Genomic DNA, 17,405 nt, shown 5'->3' with positions numbered 1-17,405 from the left:
GTCTATTGTGGAGGATTATTCCGACGGTCAGGGCAGGGCCAGCCACAGCGCGGCGCTGATCGTGGCAAAGGAGGTAAGCGTCATCGCCAGCATGGCGACGGCGGCGCTCTGCGCCTGGCCGAAGCGCTGCGCGAGGATCGGATAGATCCCCATCGCCGGCATCGCCGCCATCACCACCCCCGCCGCCGCCAGCGCCGGGTCGGCGACGCCGAGCCCGGCGGCGGCCATCGCAGCCAGCCCCAGCCCGACCGCGAGCGGATGCGCGACGAGCTTGCCCAGCACCACCGGGATCACCGCCCGGTTCACCGCCGCCAGCGGCAGGGTGGCGAGCGTGCCGCCGATCACCGCCAGCGACAGCGCGGCGCTGGCATTGGCGAGGATGTCGACCGGGCGCTCGACCAGCACAGGCAGCGGCAGGCCGAGCGCCGAGACCCCGAGGCCGAGCGCCAGCGCGACGATGATCGGGTTGCGGACCAGCCGCGCGGCGATCATCCGCGCCAGCCGCCATCCCCTCGGCCCGCTGGCGCTCGCCCGTTCGGCCAGGATCAGCACCAGCGGGATCATCACCAGGTTCTCGACCACCATGTTCATCGCCAGCGCCGAGGTCGCAACCGAGGGCAGCGCCATCAGCAGCACCGGGTAGCCGATGAAGCCGCTATTGGCGCAGGACATGCCCATGGCGTGGAAGGTGGCCGCCTGCGGCGGGTGGCCGCGATGGCGCATCCAGCCGTAACCGGCCGCGAACACCGCGAGCGAGCCGCCGAGCATCGCGGCGAGGTAGCCGGGATCGGCGATCTCGCCCAGCGGGCGCTGGGTCACCGCCCGGAAGATCAGCGCCGGCAGCGCGAAGCCGACCACGAACTTTCCCAGCGCGGCCATGTCGCCCGCCCCGAGCGCTCCGATGCGCACCGCCAGATAACCCACCCCGATCAGGACGAAGATCACGCCCGTGATCGGAAAAATGTCGAACATGAACCCTCGCAACGTGACTGGCGGGACGGGTTGCCCGCTTGCGGCCAATGCCTATTGGTCCTCCGCGCTCCGCGGCAAGAGGTCTCCGACCATTTCGGCCCGGTCATCCGTCCCTGCCTCATTTGGGGCCCATGGTTCGACAGGGGCCCAGTCGTCAGATGAGCAAACGGGCTTTGAGGAGTAGCCCGCAGACCGCCACGGCGCGATCCTGTCGCCCACTCATCCCATCGACAGGGTAGCCCGTGCCTGGCGATCGCTGCGGCCGTATCTTCTTGCTGTCTATGTAGCGCCTGCCACCAAGCGTCATTGCATCATTGTTCTAAAACCAAGAAGAAGGATGTCCGCTAGCAAAGATACCTCCTTATTGATGTGGGTCGGCGGGCTGAGGGGCCCAATGCGGCCGAGAGGGACAATGGGCGCCTACCTGCGCCTTGGCCCGCCAAGCGCCCAAGGGTCGAGCACATCGGCACCGAGCGCCATGAACGGCATCGGGGTGCGTGTCGCGACCATCACGCCCGGCCGGGAGAGGGCGATCGCGGCGATCTGCCCATCCGCGATCGAGATCGCGTAGCCCTTCTGGCGCGCGGCCGCGACCTGCGTGCCGTAGATCCGCGCCGCCGCGCCATCGAAGGGCAGGATCCGACCGGAAAAGTCTTCTTCGAGAATGGCCGTGACGGCCCGTATCAGTCCGTCACGCCGCTTGCCGCCCGGCATTGCCTGAACGCCGAAGATCAGTTCCGCCGCCGTGATCGCGCTCAGATAGAGGTTCGTGGGGTCCTGTGCGTTGAGCCAATCCATGACGGCATCGTCGGGGACTTTCCTCTGGGTCTCGGCGATCACGCTCGTATCAAGGAGGATCAATCGAACAGGCTCAACTGGTTCGCGGACTGGTCCCGCTCGACGGCCAGCTCATCCCCCAGATAGCGCCCATAGCGCTCCCGGAGCCGGTGGCCAAAGCCGCCGTCGCTGGAGGCAATGGCAGCGTGCACGAGGATCGAGCGCACCTCCGCCTCGAGGCTGCGTCCGTTCAATTGGGCTTGCGCACGGAGACGCTCGTGAACCTCGTCCGGCAGGTTTCTTACCGTCATGTTCGCCATGATCCCTCCGGCACGATGGCAGATCTTCGGGAGTGATGGCCTTGTGAGGGGGCATATTCAAGCAACGGGATGTAGACGTGGTCGAACCGGGCAAGGGTGCAGCCCTGATGCTTTCCGCGCACCGGGCCTCGGTCCAGTCGGCGCGCCGTCCGACGCAGCCGCAGATCCGATGATCCCGTGGGATCAGCCCCCATCTTCCGGGAACGCGCAGGGAGGCTGGGAGGAGATAGGTCCATGCCCAGCATCGAGGTCGTCGACCTGCACCGATGCCGACCTGCAGCCTGCGTCCCCGTCCGGATGTGACAAGACGTCACGGGCCGGATCAGATGGGCCATCTCGTGGTAAGAGGCCTTTCCCGACAGCTCCTATGGGGCATGGGACACCACGGACAACAGCAGGAGGCTTCCATGTCGATCGATCCGACTTTCACATACTGGACTGCCGTCTTCATCCCTGCCGGCGAGGTCGAACCCACGGCAATGACAGCGGACTTCAACGAACTCGGCGAAGGCGACCCGGTCGATGCACGGGGCGCGATGGTGCATTTCAGATCAGCCCTGGGCGCTAAGGCCAAAGTGCTCGACGTCTATCCGTTTCCCGATCCGGACGAAGCGCTCGAGACCTACCGGGCGACAGAGACGCTCAAGGTCGCTGGCATGTGAGGCCAGATGGACGGTCGAGGCGCGACGACCGGGTCCTGAGACCTGTGCGATCCCGCCTCGCCAGCCGTCTCCCGCTTGCAGCGTTGCCTCGCCCTATGCAGGCTCGCTCCGAGTTGTCTTCAGTTCTCGCGGGATCGCCATGCTGCCCAGTTCGGTCAAGACCACGCTCGCGGCCCTTGCGAAGGCTTCCGACCCCAAAACGCACGCCGCGGAGCTAAAACACTTCGGCCGCGCGCTTCTGGAAAGACCGAAGGACGCAGCAAGGTTCCTGGCGCAGATGGCCGGCAGCGCGGCCGCCGCCGGTGCGGGCGAGGACCGCATGAGCCAGTTGCTCAGCACGGGCCTCGACGAGGCCCGGATGGCGCGGGAGAACGGGCAGCGGCGCGGCGCGCTCTTCATCGATGCCCTCGAGACGCAGCTCGGCGACCTGGTCGCATCGGATGCCCTGACCCTCAGGGGAAGCCTGGCGGTTTCGGGAACCTGGGTGCGCGCCGGCCTGTCCCCGCCCGCCATCCTCGCCGCGCGGCAGGATGGATTCACTGCCGCGGTAGCAGCTGGTGACGATCCAGCTGCTCTGGAAACCCTGCTCGACGGTCTGCTCGGCAGCCTGATGCGGGAGCACGGCGACAACGTCACCGTCCTGCAGACCTTGTTTGCAGAAATGCTGCCCACCGTGCCGCCTGAGGCCCGCCAGGCCCTCACCCGAATGGCTGTGGCGCGGCCCCGGGAGATTTTCGCCGAACTCGGCTGCGCCTGGCTGCTCGATGCCGATGCGGAGGTTCGCTTTGGCGCGCTGGACGGCCTTTCGGACCGCTTGGCGGCGGGGACGGTCTCCTCGGAGACGCTGGCCCGGCTCACCATCCTGCGCAGCTGGCTGGCGGATGCAGCGCTGCGTGACCGAGTGGATGGCTTAGTGCGGGAGGCCCTGCGCAAGGGCGTGGGCGGCGCCACGAAGGCGCCCGAGCGCAAGCTGCATCGGATCGTCGCCAGCCCGGTGGACGGCTCCGGCGCGCAGAGCATGGCGGCGGCGGTACAGAGCGGGGGCGCCCGCAGCGTGGCGGTGGTGCTGCTGAAGCAGGGCTTCGGTGTGAAAGATGCCTATGTGCTGCCGTGCGACGGCGCCACCGAGCAGCGCCGCATCCTCACCACCCTGACCGACGAGATCGAGGCGCAGGACGTCCCGCGCGCATACCTGGAGCAGACGCTCGGCATCGCCTTGGGCGAGGGGCTGGAGGCGGGCGTGGCGCCCGTGCCGGGGTTGGTGGACGTGGCGCAGGCTTGCGGTCTCGACACGCTGCGTCCGCTCTCCACCTCGGTCGCGGCGATGCTGGAGCTGGCAGACCCCGAGGGCTGGATTGCCGATCTGACGGTCCAGGCCCGAGGCCGGCTGATCATGGCCAGTCAGCACTGGCCGGACAGGTATTCGGTCCTCGAGAGTTGGTTCGAAGATAGCGACGAAACCGTGGCGGCGCTGGAGAGCGCCAGGTCCCCGAGCGCGCTGACCCGCGCCATGGGGCGGGTGCTGGAAGCCCGGCGCGCGCATTGGGCCGCGGTCATCGCCCGCAATGCGCTGCTGCTCAGTGCTGCCGGATCCACACACGCGGACGAGTTCCTCGCGGTCGCGGCGGCGCTGAAGGACGGGCGCGATCTCAAGAAGACACCGGTGATGGGTTTCATCTGCGAGCAATCGATCTTGGTGTGGATGGATCGACGCGATGCCCCCAGCGCCCCCTTCGATGCGCCGCCGGATATGCCGTTCGCCTCGTCCCCCATGCCACCTGCGCCTGAGACAATGCCGAATGCCACCCCCGAGGCCGCGGACAAGTTGACCAGGCTGTTGCAGCCCGCCGGGCTGACCGAGCCCTGGCTCGAGGGCTATCTGATGGGGATCTGCACCGCGCCGATCTTCGTGACACCGTCGGATTGGCTCACGCCGCTGCTTCACATCGTCGGGCCCAGCATCGAAGCTGAGAAGGATCTGACCTGCTTCGTCAATCTGCTGATGCCGCGCTACAACGGCACCGTTGAGAAGCTGAGGGCGCCATACGAGGAGCTCGTCCCGGCCGACATGCCGCTGATCCCGATCTGGGCGGACGGCTACCTGACGGCCTGGGGGGCGACGAAACTCAACTGGCCCGTCAAGGTACTGGGGCCGCAGGGCAAGACAATCCGCAAGGCGCTCGAGCAGGCGACGGAGGGTCGGATCAAGCCGTCGGTGTTTCGGGACACGCTGCCGACCTGGCTGCGAGAGCGCTTCGCCGTGCAGAAAGGGTAATGGGCTCGGACAGGAAACGGGAGGGCGCTGGTCGTACCGTGCCTGATGGCCAAGCCATCCCGGGATGGCTACCCCGTGTGCTTGGACTTGAGGTTGCCCTGCCGGTCGTATGCGGGGATTTCGATGCGGTGATGTGGCGGTTTCACATCCTTGCGGTCTCGCGCCCGAGGGTGCCGATCCAACCAGGCCGCCATGCATGCTCAAGGGCCACAACCGTTCGGCCTCAGTCACCACCGTGACTAGCGGGGGCGGGATGAAGTACGTCCGGAAAACGCGGGCATCGGGGACGCTTAATCGGCCGTCGGCGAACGGCGTGTGACTACAGCCAGAGGCGGGCGCGGGTCCTGCAGCTGACACGGGTCGCTGTGAGCGATCGCCTGGCATTCTCCCGACAGTACGCGTTCCCCGGTTTTCTCGGCCAACCGCTCTCTCCCCGTTACTCCGTACAAAAGAAACACGGATCCAGAACGAGGGAACAGATTTCCCGAACCCTTGCCGGCTCTGCAAATCTGTTCCCTTGTTTTAGTCCTGTCGTCCCTCGCAGCCGAGCGGAGCGTTCCCCTCGGTATCGACCCGCTGCAGATCCGTCCCGGTGCGCGAGGTTCGGCATTCTCCATGTCTCGATGATGCCCACCGCCTTACCGATGCGAGAGGCGCGGAGGTTCAGCGGGGTTGTCACGGCAGGGGACTGAAGCTCGGGCGGCAGGGGAAACTTTGAGCCGACATGGAAGAGCTGAACCGAACTTGCCGCGCTATCATCTGCACCGGCTCAGCGCGCATCCCATCGAACGGCACACAGTGAAGGGCAGTTCCTTCTCCTGGAACGCGAATCACCAAGTGGGTGGGAGGGCAGGGGCGGCGCCGGAAAGGAGAATTGCCCCTCATCCACGGCGGTTATTTGGAAGGTCACGGCCTATGACGTCGCGTCAGTCGAAAAAAAACCTGCCGATCCGATTGCGGAGCTTATTCTTGCCAAAAACAGGAGGGGAACAGGCGCACGCTTCGACGCGAAGCGCAAAAAACCCTTGCATTCATACCTATACAGCAGGCCGCATGCATTGTCAACATTAGTTCGGGCCTTTTTTTATCCTTTGTTTCTAGAGGACAAAGACCTCCAAGGACAGGAGGCGCGGCCAAAACCGCGGCGCCGCGGCTCTTCTCGACCAATCCTTCGGTCTGTATACAAATCCTGGCCCGCCACTGAAGAGCGCTGCCATAGAAGAGGATTATACATGAGGACAGCGACGATTTCGCAGGCGCATCAGCCTCCCGATCTCAAGCACAAGGCGGCCACGCTCGACGAAGAGCTATCGGCGATGCGGAGGAAGCGCAGCCGCGCGCTGCGTGTTGCCCAGGGGTGTGACCACGTGCGGCTCACCCATGACATCGAGTTCACATTCCCGACTCGAGGCATCAGGCGAGAGCGCCTGAGCGACACCATCGCCGGGCATATTCCGGACGGCCCAGAGCCTAAGGCCCCGGGGGTCGATCAGCCGGCAAACGGCATGGGCTGCTTCAAGGTCTGGCTGTCTCCTGCAGCAGCGGCGGAAGCTCACACCTTGCGGAATGGAGCGGCGCAAATGTCTATCTAGACCCGTTCCCGCTCCGGCGACCCTTCCGTCGCCTGCATTTTCCAACCTGACTGAGGGCAAAGCCTGCGCGCATACAGCGTGACGGGACGGATGACGCACGGACATGCGCATCCTCCCGATCACGAAGCACGGGTTTAACCGCAGTCATTCACTTCGAACTCGCGCAATCCCGCACGGGACGCCGACCGGCTGCACGGTCGGCGCACAGACAAGGACGACATCATGAGTAAGTACACGCCCGACGCGTTCTCTCACTACCAATCCGCCTCGGAGATCGAAAACGATCTCTCGATGCAGGTCCCTTCGGTGACTCTGCTCACCTCCGAAGGTCCGCCATTGACCAAGACTACCTGTATCAGAGGTGACCACCTCTGCAAGACCTCATTGCCAACATTGAGCCACGGGATCGCAGAAATTCGATCCGTAGCCACCGCGAAGGCCCTGAAATGCCTGCTCGAAAGCCTCACTCGCAACCAGGCCATCTCGATCGGTGTGCTCAAAAAAGGCACTTCCGCTCGGATCGGGAGGAAAGGCCGCCTGAAGGGCCGCGAGATTTCCCGGACAAAAGACCATTTCCGCTTCCCGGTGGGCTCCGCCTGGCTACTATGGGACTACGATGCGAAATCGATGCCGCCGGAAGTCGCCCGGCGTGTCGAGAAGCTCGGTGGCCCACTGGAGGCCTTCTATCATATCTGCCCCGACGCCCGCTCCGCAGCGCAGGTTGTCCGGCCGTCATCTTCTGACGGCCTGTATGCGCCCGGGGTTCCGCTCGAAAGGAGTGCCGGTCGCCATGGGTACTTCCTCTTCCAGGAGGGCACCCGGATACCCGAGGCGCTCCGCGTCCTGCAGGAGCGGGCCTGGGAGGCCGGGCTGGCCTGGTTTGCCGTCAGCGCCAGCGGCGCCATTCTGGAGCGCTCGATCGTCGATATCACGGTCGGTTCGCCCGAACGCCTCATCTTCGAAGCCCCTCCCATCCTGATTGCCCCCGTCAAGCGGGCGCCCAGCCCCACTCTCGTGCAGGAAGGGGGGGGCATGGCGATCCCGACGCTGACCGAGGAAACTCGTATCCAGGCCGAAGCGCTGAAGACGGCGGCCAGACAGGCGGTCAAGCCGACTGCGAAGGCCACCAAGCAGCGCTTCGTCGAAGCGCGCACCGACGATCACGTCAGGTGCCTCGGCGTATCCAGAAGGGCGGCGGGACGCGCCGTGCAGGCCCTTCTCCAAAGCCGGGCGCTCGAGGACGACAGCCTTCTCGAGCTGGCGGATGGGCGCCGGGTTCGCGCCGGGGATCTGCTCGATGGCAAGGCAGGGCATCATCACATGTCGATGCCGGATCCTGTCGAGGGGATCGGCTACGGCCGAGACAAGGCCACGCTGTTTCTCGAGCCTCGCCCGGGGCATCCCGATGACGATCCATGCATCGTATCCCACGCGCACGGGGAGAAGGTGGTCTACCGTTTTGCACGCTTCGAGAACGCGGCCGTGGCGCCAGCCCATCCGATGCCGCCGACCGGTGACGAACGTGCGCCTGCCATTGCCGCCATGCGCGAGCGGATCGCCGAGTGGGGTCGCCTGAGCGACCAGTTCGCCCGAGCGCACTTCATCTCGCAAGTGGAGGCAGCGGAGACGATGCACTGCGGCGCACTCTGCCCAGGGCAGGATGCAACAGAGGCGGCCGCGGGCCGGGTCGAGGTGCTGCAGTGAAGGGGGGCGATATGAACATGAACGCCGCGCCGCAGATGGCCAGGGGTCCGCGGGCCCAACTGCTCACGGGTGCTCAGGGCATCGGCAAGACGGCGGCCCTCGTCGGGCGGGATGGCCAGCCCGGACTGCTGCATCGCGGTCACGGACAAGGCTATGTGTCCGCCTTCTTTTCCCCGGACAATGCCAAGAGCGCCGAGGCCTACGCGGACTACGATGTCAATCGGCCGAAAGACGCGCCCAGCCCGGAGCCCTATCTCGTGCTGGGGCGCAGCGCCTGCGACCCCGAGAGCGGGGAACGGATGTGCCAAGTTCACGAGCTGGCTGAAGCGGCCGCGCGCCAGGGGGTCAATGTGCGCAAAGTGCTCTGCAGCCGCTGCCCGTTCGCCGAGAGCTGTCGATACCTGAAGCAGGAAGGTGCACTCGAAAAGGCGGGAGAGAGCGAGAAGGGCGTCGTAATCTTCGCACCGCATGAGTACGCGTATATCGCCCTGCCGGGCCATCTGCGGCCGGCGCGGGCGATCATCGACGAGCGGCCGAGGGACTTCGGCTGCCACTCCCATGTCGTGCCGGTGAGCGTCTGGAATGATTTCCGATCTCCATTCATGCGCAGCGACCGGTCACATGGCGCGATCGCGGATGCCTTCGCCGAGTACGACAGCCTGGTTGCGCCGCTGCTCGAGGCCATTCGCCACGCGGTGATGAAGCAGCCTGCCAGGGGGCTGGAGCTGATCAGAGAGGCAGTGCGGCAGCTGGCAGCGCCCGTTGATGGCGCATCTGCGCCTTTCACGATCTATGAAGGAAAAGAGCCGGCAGAGCTCATGAGACGGGCCGCCCGGCTTCTGCGCCAGTGGCGGGACAGGTCCCTCGAGCGCCAGATGGAACTGACCCTGTCCCGGGAGGGGCAGGACAGCCCGGACGCCGGCACTTTTCGGGAGCGGCTGAAGGGCCTTCTGCAAGCCCCCATGCCATCTTACGGGCGCGCGATGATCGGCATCTTCGAAGCGGTCGCCAAGGAGCTCGAACAGGATCACGGTCCTGCCCTACGGGCCGTGCATCGGCTGGAGCTGACCGGCGAGGAGAGTATCGTCGCGGAAGCCGTCAAGCCGCTCGCGCTCCCTGCCGGCATTCCGCTGCTGCATCTCGACGGCACCGGGGAGCTAGACCTGGCGCGCGCTCTGTTCGGTGCTGACATGGTGCGGTCCCATCACCCCGTCGAGCGGCTCGGCACCGCACTCTTCGTGTCGGGTCACAGCTTCAGCACCGCCTCGCTGACCGGGTCCGGCTGGGCTCAGGGTCGTCCCTCGCGCCCTGAGCGCGCCGAGGCGGTCCGCGAAGACTGGAAGCGGGTATTCTCGCAGCATCCGAAGAGCTTCATCGCCCTGCCTAAGAAAGCTGTCGAGGCCTTCGGCCTGCTCAAGGGGCATGAAGTCCGCTGGTTCGGGGCGCTGCGCGGACGCAACATGGCGGAGCAATGTGATACGGCGATCGTGATCGGTCGGCAGCAGCCCCGGGCGCGCGACATCGAGCGCATCGCACGGGCGGTGGCCGTTGCCCTGGACCGGCCGTTCAGTCCACTCCCCGAGCCGCAAGACGGATCATACGAGGATTACCCGGTCCGGCGCGTCGGGTTGCGGATGCGAGATGGAACGGGACACGCAATCAAGGTGGCTTACCATCCCGATCCGATCGCCGACATGGTGCTGCGGCAGGTCAGGGATGCGGAAACGACCCAGGCCGCAGACCGGGTTCGGGCCCACTTTCGACCGAAGCAGTTGATCCTCGCGGGGGCTTCGGTCCCGGATGTCACCTTCGACCGGGTCGTGCCATGGCACGAATTCAAGAAGGGCGGGACGAGGATCGAGCGCACGCTGGAGAGCCAAGTGCTGCCTCTGGCACCGGTCGAACTCGTTCGCGCCTTCCCCGACATCTGGCCGAACCGCAGAGCGGTGGAGCGGGATGAAGCAATGAGAGCTGTGCAAGAGGCGGTCGAGGTCGGACGTGGCATACAGGAGCACCTGCCTTCGGGGGATAGCCTGCCGCTCCAACTGGTTTCCTACACGCGTCCTCCGAGCGGCACCGGACGTGGGCAGCGGGCTCGGACATTCAAGGCGTTGGTCCTGGCTACCCCAGACGAAACGCCCGCACTCATCAAGAAATGCCTGGGTTCCGTGATCAGGATCGAGGTCCAGCCGCTTCCATCGTCGTCCTGAGGTTGAAGCTGACCACTCGCCATGCTGTCCGGCAACAGCATGGCGAATGGGTTCTTCCGAGATGCGGTTCGATCAATCGCCGATACGGGCGTGCCCGCGCCGGGACAGCTACCCATGTCCCGGCGCAGATTTTCGAGTCTGCCGCGCGCCCACTTCGGCGATGGGACGATGCCGCGCGCGTCCGCTGCCGGAAGATCACTCGAGTGGCATCTCCTCGTACGCATCCGGGGGAGGGCCTGCGATTGATCTTCGGCTGTCTGGCCGCTCCTGACGGCCGCAGCTCAAGGCCGCAAGATAGACAGCAGCATCTCGAGATCGTCGCGGGTCGGCTCCTGGTCGGCATCGATCAAGCGCTCCAGTTGGATCGCAGCGGCACCAGCTTGCCACATCCCGCCACCTTCGACGATCTCCAGAACTTCCCCTCCGACATCCTCGAGCGGCAGCTCTTCCATGAGCTCCGGCTCGGCCTGCGCCATGGCCCTGCGCGTCTGCTCGACGGCATGGTCTTCATTTCGAGCCCACCCGATCCAGCCATAGAGGCCTGCTTCCCGGCAGTCAGTTTCCCACTCGATCAACACGGAATAATATTTCAGTCGCTCTTGCACATCGGCCCCGCAAATACATGACGCAATTCATGATAGCGAAGCCGGATTTCGCCTGGATTAAGAGGGGCCAGGTTCTGGGCATTGGAAAGGCTTTGCGGCGTGCATCCCCTGGGTGCGACAGGGCAGGGTGAAAGTGCCCCGCCATGGCTTTCTTGGGGAGAGCGGAGGGGGTCCTTTCCGTGGATGAAAACCGTGTCCAGGGCGCGCGCCGTTCAGGACATCGGTGCATGTGGAACCACGCGGGGCAGCCGGGCCAGCCCGATGGAGCTTGACCCTGTTGATCCGGTCGCCTGGGGGGCAGGGGGACGAACCGGGGTGCAAAGGTGCCGGCACTTCCGAGGGACCCTGCATTGTCAACATTATGGTTTTCTTGGAAAAAAACGCCGCGTGGGGCCAGATAACTCTTGTCGAGCGGTTTGGCATTCGCTAGAAAGAGGACAACGGAAACGAGCGGCTCGAATGAGAGCGGCGCATCGAACCGTTAGCCGCCTGGCGGCTTAGAATACACATGGGTCAAGCTGCGACAGCTCCTGATCCAGAGGACGAACTCCCTGGAGAAGTCCGACCCTTCCGCTTTGGCGGCTTAGCCCCGGAGATCGATCTCCGGGGTTGTTCCCTTAAATGAGCTGGAGCGCACTAGTTGGCCATCCGGCTGGGGCTGCCTAGTGTGGAGTAGGGCCTGGTGATTTTCGGCAGCCTGTCCGCTCTCTAGCAGAGTGCGAGTACAGGCGGCGCCACACTCCCGGTCCCCAAGCATCGATTGTCAGGTCGAGTGCGAGGTGAGGGCTTGGATCAGCGAACGCGTCACATGGGCCCTTCGGATCACGAGCGCAGGATTACCCCGTATTTCCTTCGTCAAGTCGGAGAGCCCGGAAAGGCTTGGCATAATGTGAGATCAATAGGGCGGACTGGTGTCTAATGCGGCATGAGCTCGGATTTGGAGGAGTGCTCTTGGGCGTGAAGTCGCGACCCGGCTCCAAGATCGGTGAGGACGACGCGGGCGGACAGATGATCATTCCAGCGATCAGGACAATGGTCAACCGCAACAATTAGTCCCGTCGGGTCATTTTCGCCTTTAATCCATCCGGACCATCTTCTACAGGATGTATCCAAAAGCAGTATGCGCCTAGATCGCGATTCAGGCGGCGCGCAAATCTTTGAGCCGATCCCGATGTCACCGGGCTCGAATCCTTTTGCGAAGGCATAGGAAGTATATTTCATGACCAGAATCGCCGTTGTTGATGACAATCTGAATCTATTGATCTCCGTGTCGGCAGCTCTGGAGGCAGAGGGCTTTGAAGTTTCCACGTATCGTGATGGAGCTTCCATTATCAAGGAGTTTCCGAGGTTCGAGCCTGAACTGGTGGTGCTGGACGTAAAAATGCCCGGCATGGATGGCCTCGAGGTTCTCGAGCAGCTGCGTCAGATAAGTCAGATCCCCGTAATTCTGTTGTCCGGCAAAGCTACCGAATTAGACGAGGCGGTGGGGCTGCGCATGGGGGCGGATGATTATGTGACCAAGCCCTTCTCCCAGCGAGTCCTCACGGAGCGCATATCTTCGCAATTGCGCAGGCGCGAGGTTCAGCTGGCGGAGCGGGGCACCCCTCACGTCCAGTCCCTCGGCGAAACTGATCCCGACGAATCCGATGCGCCGTGCATCGATCATTCGAAGCTTGCGATGGATCCACGCAGTTTTTCCGTACTATGGCGGAATGAGAATGTACCGCTTACGAAGTCGGAATTTGCCTTGGTGTACTTTCTGGCCAGCAACCCGGACGTTCTCATGTCCAGAGACCGGCTCCTTGATGTTCTATATGCAGAAGACGCAAACGTGACGGACCGGAGCATAGATGGTCATATCAAGAGGATCAGGGCGAAGTTCCGTCACGTGGATGAGGGGTTTTCTTCCATCGAAACGATGTATGGAATTGGTTACCGGTACACCGGGGGGTGATTATCGCGGGCGGCATAACGTTTTGCAGTCTCGATGACGTTGTCTTGGTGCCCGCAGATTCAGGCCCTCCCTCCTTCTCTGGAACGCAATACGGCATTTCTAATTCAAACTGCCTGGTTCGGTGGGGGCTGTATCATGATGCTCCACCGCTGATCGGCAATATGCGCCGTTACCCTTCATGTCGAGGAGCGCTCCCGGCCCGCCGGGCCCAGAAGACAACCGTCGCCGCCGATGGCGATCTGCCATGAGAGGCTTCTGGGTCAGCCAGCTTGGTACGTCGGAACTAACCGGTCGAGGCCGCGGGTTATTTCTGGAGCATCGGGGCAACCAAGATGATCCCCATCCCGGTAAGGCAAAAGATTCCGCCGATGATATCCCATCGGGTCGGGATCTGACCCTCCCCGGCCCACAGCCAAGCGATGGATGCAGCAATGTATATGCCGCCATAGGCCGCATATGCGCGGCCGGCGAACTCAACTTCGACCCTCGTCAACAAGTAGGCAAACAAGATGAGGGAGATGATGCCGGGGATGAGCCAAAGGGGCGAGCGGTCAAGGCGCAACCACACCCAGAATGCGAAGCATCCCGCGATCTCAGCGAGGGCGGCCAGCACATACATGCCGAGAGAGGAGAATACGTTGATTATGGACATACTGCGCTCCAGCTCCGCGGCGACAGTTAGTTGAGGCGATTGACCTTGTGATCGGTAATAAAGTCGAGGACATCGACGAGCCAGGCTTGCGAGTCCAGCCCACTCATCTCCACCGTCTCGATCAGGGTCATGGCCAGAGCCAGTGTCTCCCTACTGCTGTCGCAACCGGCGAAGAGCCGGTAGCGGTGGCCAATGCCTATCGGGCGCACCGCACGCTCGGCCGGATTGTTGTCGATCCCGAGGCGGCCGTCCCCCAGGAACAGTTCGAATGACGACCAGCAAGAGGGCCCATGGCAGGCGGCCTTCGCGAGCTTCCTCTCGCCCGGGATGCGCAGCAGCTGGCCCTCGGCGCATAACTTGAAGGGTCGGCCCTTGGCCCCGAGTGCTGTTGCCGCGCGGACTGGCCAACAATCATTCGTTCGACATCGTAGAGATTCCCGATCCGGTCGAGAGCCTCCCGTGCGACTTCGGACTTCGTGACCTCCCAGACATCGTGGAAGTCGCGCCAAACTGGCCACCTCGCGGAGCTGGCTGCTGTCATCCGCGCGGCGATCATACCGATCAGCTCACTCACGTCCTCGCCAGCGACACGGAGGTTACCGTCGCAATCAGGGCAGCCGGTGCCAGAGTCGAGTTTGCGGTGTTTCCGCGAGCCCCGTCGGACACCCGCGGCCCGCGGAGGGGCCTCACCTTGGCGGTGCCGGCATCGGCGGGGGGATGGGCGATGTCCTCATCGCCAGCCAGCTCGCCGCGCTGTTCGTCGGCCGCGATGAGCAGATCCTCCAGCGCCAGCTCGAGCTGGGCGATCTCGCGTTCGATCTTTTCAAAGGACTTGCCGAAGATCTGCTTCTGCAACCTCGCGATCCGCAGACACAGCGCCCGGGCCAGCTGCTCATGATCCTAAAGCGTGGCCGACATGCGCGCATTTTCCGCCGGAAGCGCCGCGATCATCGCCTTCAGAAGGGCGGGGTCATGGGTAAGAACATCGGCGTCTTCGGATATGCTGACAAATACCATGCGGCATCCGCAATCGCCATGAATAAGGAAGGAATTCAGAATGATATGTTATCCGGCTCTCGCCGACAACATCCCGGTCCGGGCGCCGCCAGTCGATTCCTTCCCACAGCCAGAACCTCACTCAGCCTGGCCGCGCCCCATAGGACACGTGCACCAAGACGTGGCTATGCACGGGTCTTAACTTGGAGAGTCAATGTCCGGCAGGCGGCGTCACTCGAGCGGTTACGGTACGCCCCGAATTATGCGGCTTACGGTGGGCGCGCAGGGGACGGTTTGCGGTGATCACGTGTCGCTGGTTTTGGCGCCGCGTAACTGGCTGGAGATATCGGCGTCGTCGGAAATGTGTCCGCGGGGCCGCAAGCCGCGGGCGGCATCCAGCACGGCGACGCTTTCGGTGCTGCAATGGCTAAGGTCGGTTGACCCGGACGACGGCCTCTGCTGCTAGCCTGGACGCTCGCTCTAGGCAGGTCGGCGTCTCTGGCAGCCGGGAACCGGTAGCCCGTTCGCGTGACTTTGGGCGCATCGATGCTCCTATGCCCGAACGGCCGCCGCTGATCATTCCAACTTCAGAGCCGTCCGGGCTCGAACGGCTCAGGAGCTTGTTTCGACTCTATTGCGAAGCGCCATCGGGCGCGGGTGGCTGGTGTCGATGTCGCTCGGTCCTTCGAGGCTGTTCGGCCCCGCTTCATTGCCTCGCCTGCATTTGTTACCTTCGTGTCTCCCACCGGACCTGGCTCATCCTGCTGGCACGCCAGGGCCAAGGCGGTTACTATGCCTCGCCCTGAAGGTCGGGCAAGGACATGATGCGCCGAGAACAGCAGAGCGGGACGGGCCGCAGGCCCTTGAGGGGCGGTTCAGATACGACGATCCGTATAAAGATACTTCCTATATAGCGGTGCGTCGCATCAGAAGCGCATTGCCCTTCCCGTTCGTCACCCCCAAGCCCGCGCCGCATGTGGCGGGTTGGAGCGTCGCCGGAATATCGGGAGTGACGCCCACGCCCTCAACCCGGACACCTCAGGGCGGAATGCCCGGCGATATCGCAGCCTGCGAGCGCGCTCTTTGTCCAGCGCATGCAAGCACCGTCCTCAGTCGCCCGGCCGTCAATCCCCTTTGTCCCATAGGGGCGATAAATGCCGGCCGTTCGCGCCTGATACGTATCGCGCCGGATCTGGCTTTGGTCTTCGCCTTTCCCCGGCATGGCAATTGCTTTTACGAGATGATCGAACCGAGCCAATACCCCTTATCTCCGTACTGGTACGGCTTGACGTCGCGGAGAATGACCCAGGCAAAGCATGTTGCTCCGGTTTGGCTTTTCTTGGGCGGCCGGACCACCTAGTTGGCGGAAGTCTTCGCTTGAGGCGCGAACCCGGTTTCGCCGCGTGGCCTCCGGTGAACGCAGAAATTACGACCTCAAGCTGAAAGGGTGACGATGAGCGACTTTGATCTGGACGACATGGATCTCGACGACCTCAAGAAACTGCGCAAAGCGGTAGATCGGGCAATCCAGGACTACCAGGAACGCAAGCGGACGCAGGCGCGGAATGCTGCCGAAGCGGCTGCGCGTGAGTTGGGCTTTTCCCTTGAAGAGTTGGTTGCCAGCAAGGGCGCCAAGAAAGGTCGACCGACGTCACCAGCGAAGTACCGCAATCCGGACGACCCCGCGCAGACCTGGTCCGGCCGTGGTCGACAGCCGCAATGGATGAAGGATGCGATCGAAAGCGGCGCCGACAGAGATGACTTCCTGATCGAACGCTTCGAAGGCGGCCATGCCGCCGGCTGACGGGCAGGAGCGTCACGAAATCTGCCAGCCCTTCTCCCCTCTGTTCTGCTGACAGATGGAAAGGACGACCGAAAATTTCATTCGGTCGTCCTGGTTCTCTCTTCGGCATGGACGCTGAGAAGAGAGGGCCTTACCCCGGCCAAGCCGTTGGGGGCAGCATCTCTTCCGGAACAATGTCACTCAGATGCCTGCCGGACGCCTGCCCGCCATCATCTGCCGGGTGCGCTCCCGCAATTCGTCGGACGAGAAGGCCGCGGCCAGCGCGGTCGGCTTGGAGGGTGGCCGTTTGGCGTTCGCTGGCATGGTCGATGAGACGAGCTTCGGTTGTGCCGCTCGGAGCGGGCGATAGTCGAACTGCCGGCTCCATGCCGGTAAACTTGCATGAACGACGGTGCCATCGAAATGCCTGCGCAAGGCGCTCGGTGACGCAAGCAGGAACGCATTCCTCTCCACTGGCCGCAGCCCCTCGAGATAGGCGAGGATCTGTTCATCCTTCAGCCGTGCGGCGATTTCCTGACGCTGATGCGGCGTGGCCGCTTGGAGATATGCCTTCATCGCCGGCACCAGGCGTGTGGGATCCGGAGCGTCCGATGACGCCTCGGGAGCAGGCGCACTCATTTCGAACTCCCGCGCGCGGTGCGCGGCCTCTGCTGCTGCATCGTGGGTACCTCCACGGCTCGATCCGAAGCCCAATGCGCGACCGACCTTCTGCGCGGCAATCAATGGTAAGCCGAAGAGCTTGAGAATGAAGTTCAGGATCTGGCGCGTCAGCTCCTTCAAGGCCTCCCAGGCAGCTTGGCTCAAGGTCTCAGGCTCGGGTGCGCCAGCGCGCTTCCGGCGACGAATGGGTAATGATGTCGGCATGTGTCTCTCCTTTCGCTG

At 63.8% G+C, this 17,405-nt stretch carries 15 protein-coding genes and 1 pseudogene; 7 read left to right on the top strand and 9 right to left on the bottom strand.

Annotated features, from left to right (window positions below; genetic code table 11):
- Positions 1 to 27: 27 nt before the first annotated feature.
- From T8T21_RS19615 to T8T21_RS19605, 3 genes are all read right to left on the bottom strand, one after another.
- A complete protein-coding gene (locus tag T8T21_RS19615; RefSeq protein WP_322338263.1) occupies positions 28 to 972 on the bottom strand; it encodes an AEC family transporter in 945 nt (314 codons plus the stop codon).
- 420 nt (positions 973 to 1,392) lie between these two features.
- Positions 1,393 to 1,770, bottom strand: a complete 378-nt coding sequence (locus tag T8T21_RS19610) for a PIN domain-containing protein (RefSeq protein WP_322338262.1) — start codon at positions 1,768 to 1,770, stop codon at positions 1,393 to 1,395.
- A 59-nt stretch (positions 1,771 to 1,829) separates the two neighbouring features.
- Positions 1,830 to 2,069: a FitA-like ribbon-helix-helix domain-containing protein gene (locus T8T21_RS19605; RefSeq protein WP_322338261.1), complete on the bottom strand. Its 240-nt coding sequence runs from the start codon at positions 2,067 to 2,069 to the stop codon at positions 1,830 to 1,832.
- 407 nt (positions 2,070 to 2,476) lie between these two features.
- Between T8T21_RS19605 and T8T21_RS19600 the strand changes: the two genes are divergently transcribed.
- From T8T21_RS19600 to T8T21_RS19580, 5 genes are all read left to right on the top strand, one after another.
- Complete coding sequence (locus T8T21_RS19600; RefSeq protein ID WP_322338260.1) at positions 2,477 to 2,731, top strand: hypothetical protein; 255 nt, start codon at positions 2,477 to 2,479, stop codon at positions 2,729 to 2,731.
- Positions 2,732 to 2,870: 139 nt separating this feature from the next.
- Positions 2,871 to 5,006, top strand: a complete 2,136-nt coding sequence (locus tag T8T21_RS19595) for a UPF0149 family protein (protein WP_322338259.1) — start codon at positions 2,871 to 2,873, stop codon at positions 5,004 to 5,006.
- A gap of 1,232 nt (positions 5,007 to 6,238) precedes the next feature.
- Positions 6,239 to 6,598 carry a hypothetical protein gene (locus T8T21_RS19590; RefSeq protein ID WP_322338258.1) on the top strand — a complete coding sequence of 120 codons (360 nt, stop codon included), beginning with the start codon at positions 6,239 to 6,241 and terminating at the stop codon, positions 6,596 to 6,598.
- A 222-nt stretch (positions 6,599 to 6,820) separates the two neighbouring features.
- Positions 6,821 to 8,302 carry a hypothetical protein gene (locus T8T21_RS19585; RefSeq protein WP_322338257.1) on the top strand — a complete coding sequence of 494 codons (1,482 nt, stop codon included), beginning with the start codon at positions 6,821 to 6,823 and terminating at the stop codon, positions 8,300 to 8,302.
- A gap of 11 nt (positions 8,303 to 8,313) precedes the next feature.
- On the top strand, positions 8,314 to 10,512 hold the full coding sequence (locus T8T21_RS19580) for a hypothetical protein (protein WP_322338256.1): 2,199 nt from the start codon (positions 8,314 to 8,316) through the stop codon (positions 10,510 to 10,512).
- A gap of 281 nt (positions 10,513 to 10,793) precedes the next feature.
- Here T8T21_RS19580 and T8T21_RS19575 read toward each other — a convergent pair whose 3' ends face one another.
- On the bottom strand, positions 10,794 to 11,090 hold the full coding sequence (locus T8T21_RS19575) for a hypothetical protein (RefSeq protein ID WP_322338255.1): 297 nt from the start codon (positions 11,088 to 11,090) through the stop codon (positions 10,794 to 10,796).
- A 1,246-nt stretch (positions 11,091 to 12,336) separates the two neighbouring features.
- Here T8T21_RS19575 and T8T21_RS19570 point away from each other — a divergent pair.
- Positions 12,337 to 13,071: a response regulator transcription factor gene (locus tag T8T21_RS19570; protein WP_322338254.1), complete on the top strand. Its 735-nt coding sequence runs from the start codon at positions 12,337 to 12,339 to the stop codon at positions 13,069 to 13,071.
- A 304-nt stretch (positions 13,072 to 13,375) separates the two neighbouring features.
- Here the strand turns inward: T8T21_RS19570 and T8T21_RS19565 are convergent, their stop codons facing one another.
- The 4 genes and pseudogenes from T8T21_RS19565 to T8T21_RS20865 form a co-directional block, all read right to left on the bottom strand.
- A complete protein-coding gene (locus tag T8T21_RS19565; protein ID WP_322338253.1) occupies positions 13,376 to 13,723 on the bottom strand; it encodes a YnfA family protein in 348 nt (115 codons plus the stop codon).
- Between the two features lie 26 nt (positions 13,724 to 13,749).
- Entirely contained in the window at positions 13,750 to 13,854 is a 105-nt protein-coding gene (locus T8T21_RS20875; protein WP_407660158.1) for a transposase domain-containing protein, read from the bottom strand.
- Positions 13,855 to 13,941: 87 nt separating this feature from the next.
- Positions 13,942 to 14,241: pseudogene (locus tag T8T21_RS20870) on the bottom strand (hypothetical protein); the annotation flags it as partial.
- A gap of 52 nt (positions 14,242 to 14,293) precedes the next feature.
- On the bottom strand, positions 14,294 to 14,578 hold the full coding sequence (locus T8T21_RS20865) for an IS66 family transposase (RefSeq protein WP_407660157.1): 285 nt from the start codon (positions 14,576 to 14,578) through the stop codon (positions 14,294 to 14,296).
- Between the two features lie 1,594 nt (positions 14,579 to 16,172).
- Between T8T21_RS20865 and T8T21_RS19555 the strand changes: the two genes are divergently transcribed.
- Complete coding sequence (locus T8T21_RS19555; protein ID WP_322338252.1) at positions 16,173 to 16,523, top strand: H-NS histone family protein; 351 nt, start codon at positions 16,173 to 16,175, stop codon at positions 16,521 to 16,523.
- A gap of 180 nt (positions 16,524 to 16,703) precedes the next feature.
- On the opposite strand, the gene T8T21_RS19550 is transcribed toward T8T21_RS19555, so the two are convergent.
- Positions 16,704 to 17,387, bottom strand: a complete 684-nt coding sequence (locus tag T8T21_RS19550) for a hypothetical protein (RefSeq protein WP_322338251.1) — start codon at positions 17,385 to 17,387, stop codon at positions 16,704 to 16,706.
- Positions 17,388 to 17,405: the final 18 nt, after the last annotated feature.

The sequence above is a fragment of the Limimaricola variabilis genome, assembly GCF_034371605.1.
Lineage (GTDB): Bacteria > Pseudomonadota > Alphaproteobacteria > Rhodobacterales > Rhodobacteraceae > Limimaricola > Limimaricola variabilis.
The sequence above is the reverse complement of the archived record's forward strand: the minus strand, read 5'-3'. Positions and strand labels throughout refer to the sequence as shown.

What these genes read in the sequence shown, in the direction of transcription:
- T8T21_RS19615 (WP_322338263.1), bottom strand. Translation starts at nt 972, where the DNA reads ATGTTCGACATTTTTCCGATCACGGGCGTGATCTTCGTCCTGATCGGG.
- T8T21_RS19610 (WP_322338262.1), bottom strand. Translation starts at nt 1,770, where the DNA reads ATGGATTGGCTCAACGCACAGGACCCCACGAACCTCTATCTGAGCGCG.
- T8T21_RS19605 (WP_322338261.1), bottom strand. Translation starts at nt 2,069, where the DNA reads ATGGCGAACATGACGGTAAGAAACCTGCCGGACGAGGTTCACGAGCGT.
- T8T21_RS19600 (WP_322338260.1), top strand. Translation starts at nt 2,477, where the DNA reads ATGTCGATCGATCCGACTTTCACATACTGGACTGCCGTCTTCATCCCT.
- T8T21_RS19595 (WP_322338259.1), top strand. Translation starts at nt 2,871, where the DNA reads ATGCTGCCCAGTTCGGTCAAGACCACGCTCGCGGCCCTTGCGAAGGCT.
- T8T21_RS19590 (WP_322338258.1), top strand. Translation starts at nt 6,239, where the DNA reads ATGAGGACAGCGACGATTTCGCAGGCGCATCAGCCTCCCGATCTCAAG.
- T8T21_RS19585 (WP_322338257.1), top strand. Translation starts at nt 6,821, where the DNA reads ATGAGTAAGTACACGCCCGACGCGTTCTCTCACTACCAATCCGCCTCG.
- T8T21_RS19580 (WP_322338256.1), top strand. Translation starts at nt 8,314, where the DNA reads ATGAACATGAACGCCGCGCCGCAGATGGCCAGGGGTCCGCGGGCCCAA.
- T8T21_RS19570 (WP_322338254.1), top strand. Translation starts at nt 12,337, where the DNA reads ATGACCAGAATCGCCGTTGTTGATGACAATCTGAATCTATTGATCTCC.
- T8T21_RS19565 (WP_322338253.1), bottom strand. Translation starts at nt 13,723, where the DNA reads ATGTCCATAATCAACGTATTCTCCTCTCTCGGCATGTATGTGCTGGCC.
- T8T21_RS20875 (WP_407660158.1), bottom strand. Translation starts at nt 13,854, where the DNA reads ATGACCCTGATCGAGACGGTGGAGATGAGTGGGCTGGACTCGCAAGCC.
- T8T21_RS19555 (WP_322338252.1), top strand. Translation starts at nt 16,173, where the DNA reads ATGAGCGACTTTGATCTGGACGACATGGATCTCGACGACCTCAAGAAA.
- T8T21_RS19550 (WP_322338251.1), bottom strand. Translation starts at nt 17,387, where the DNA reads ATGCCGACATCATTACCCATTCGTCGCCGGAAGCGCGCTGGCGCACCC.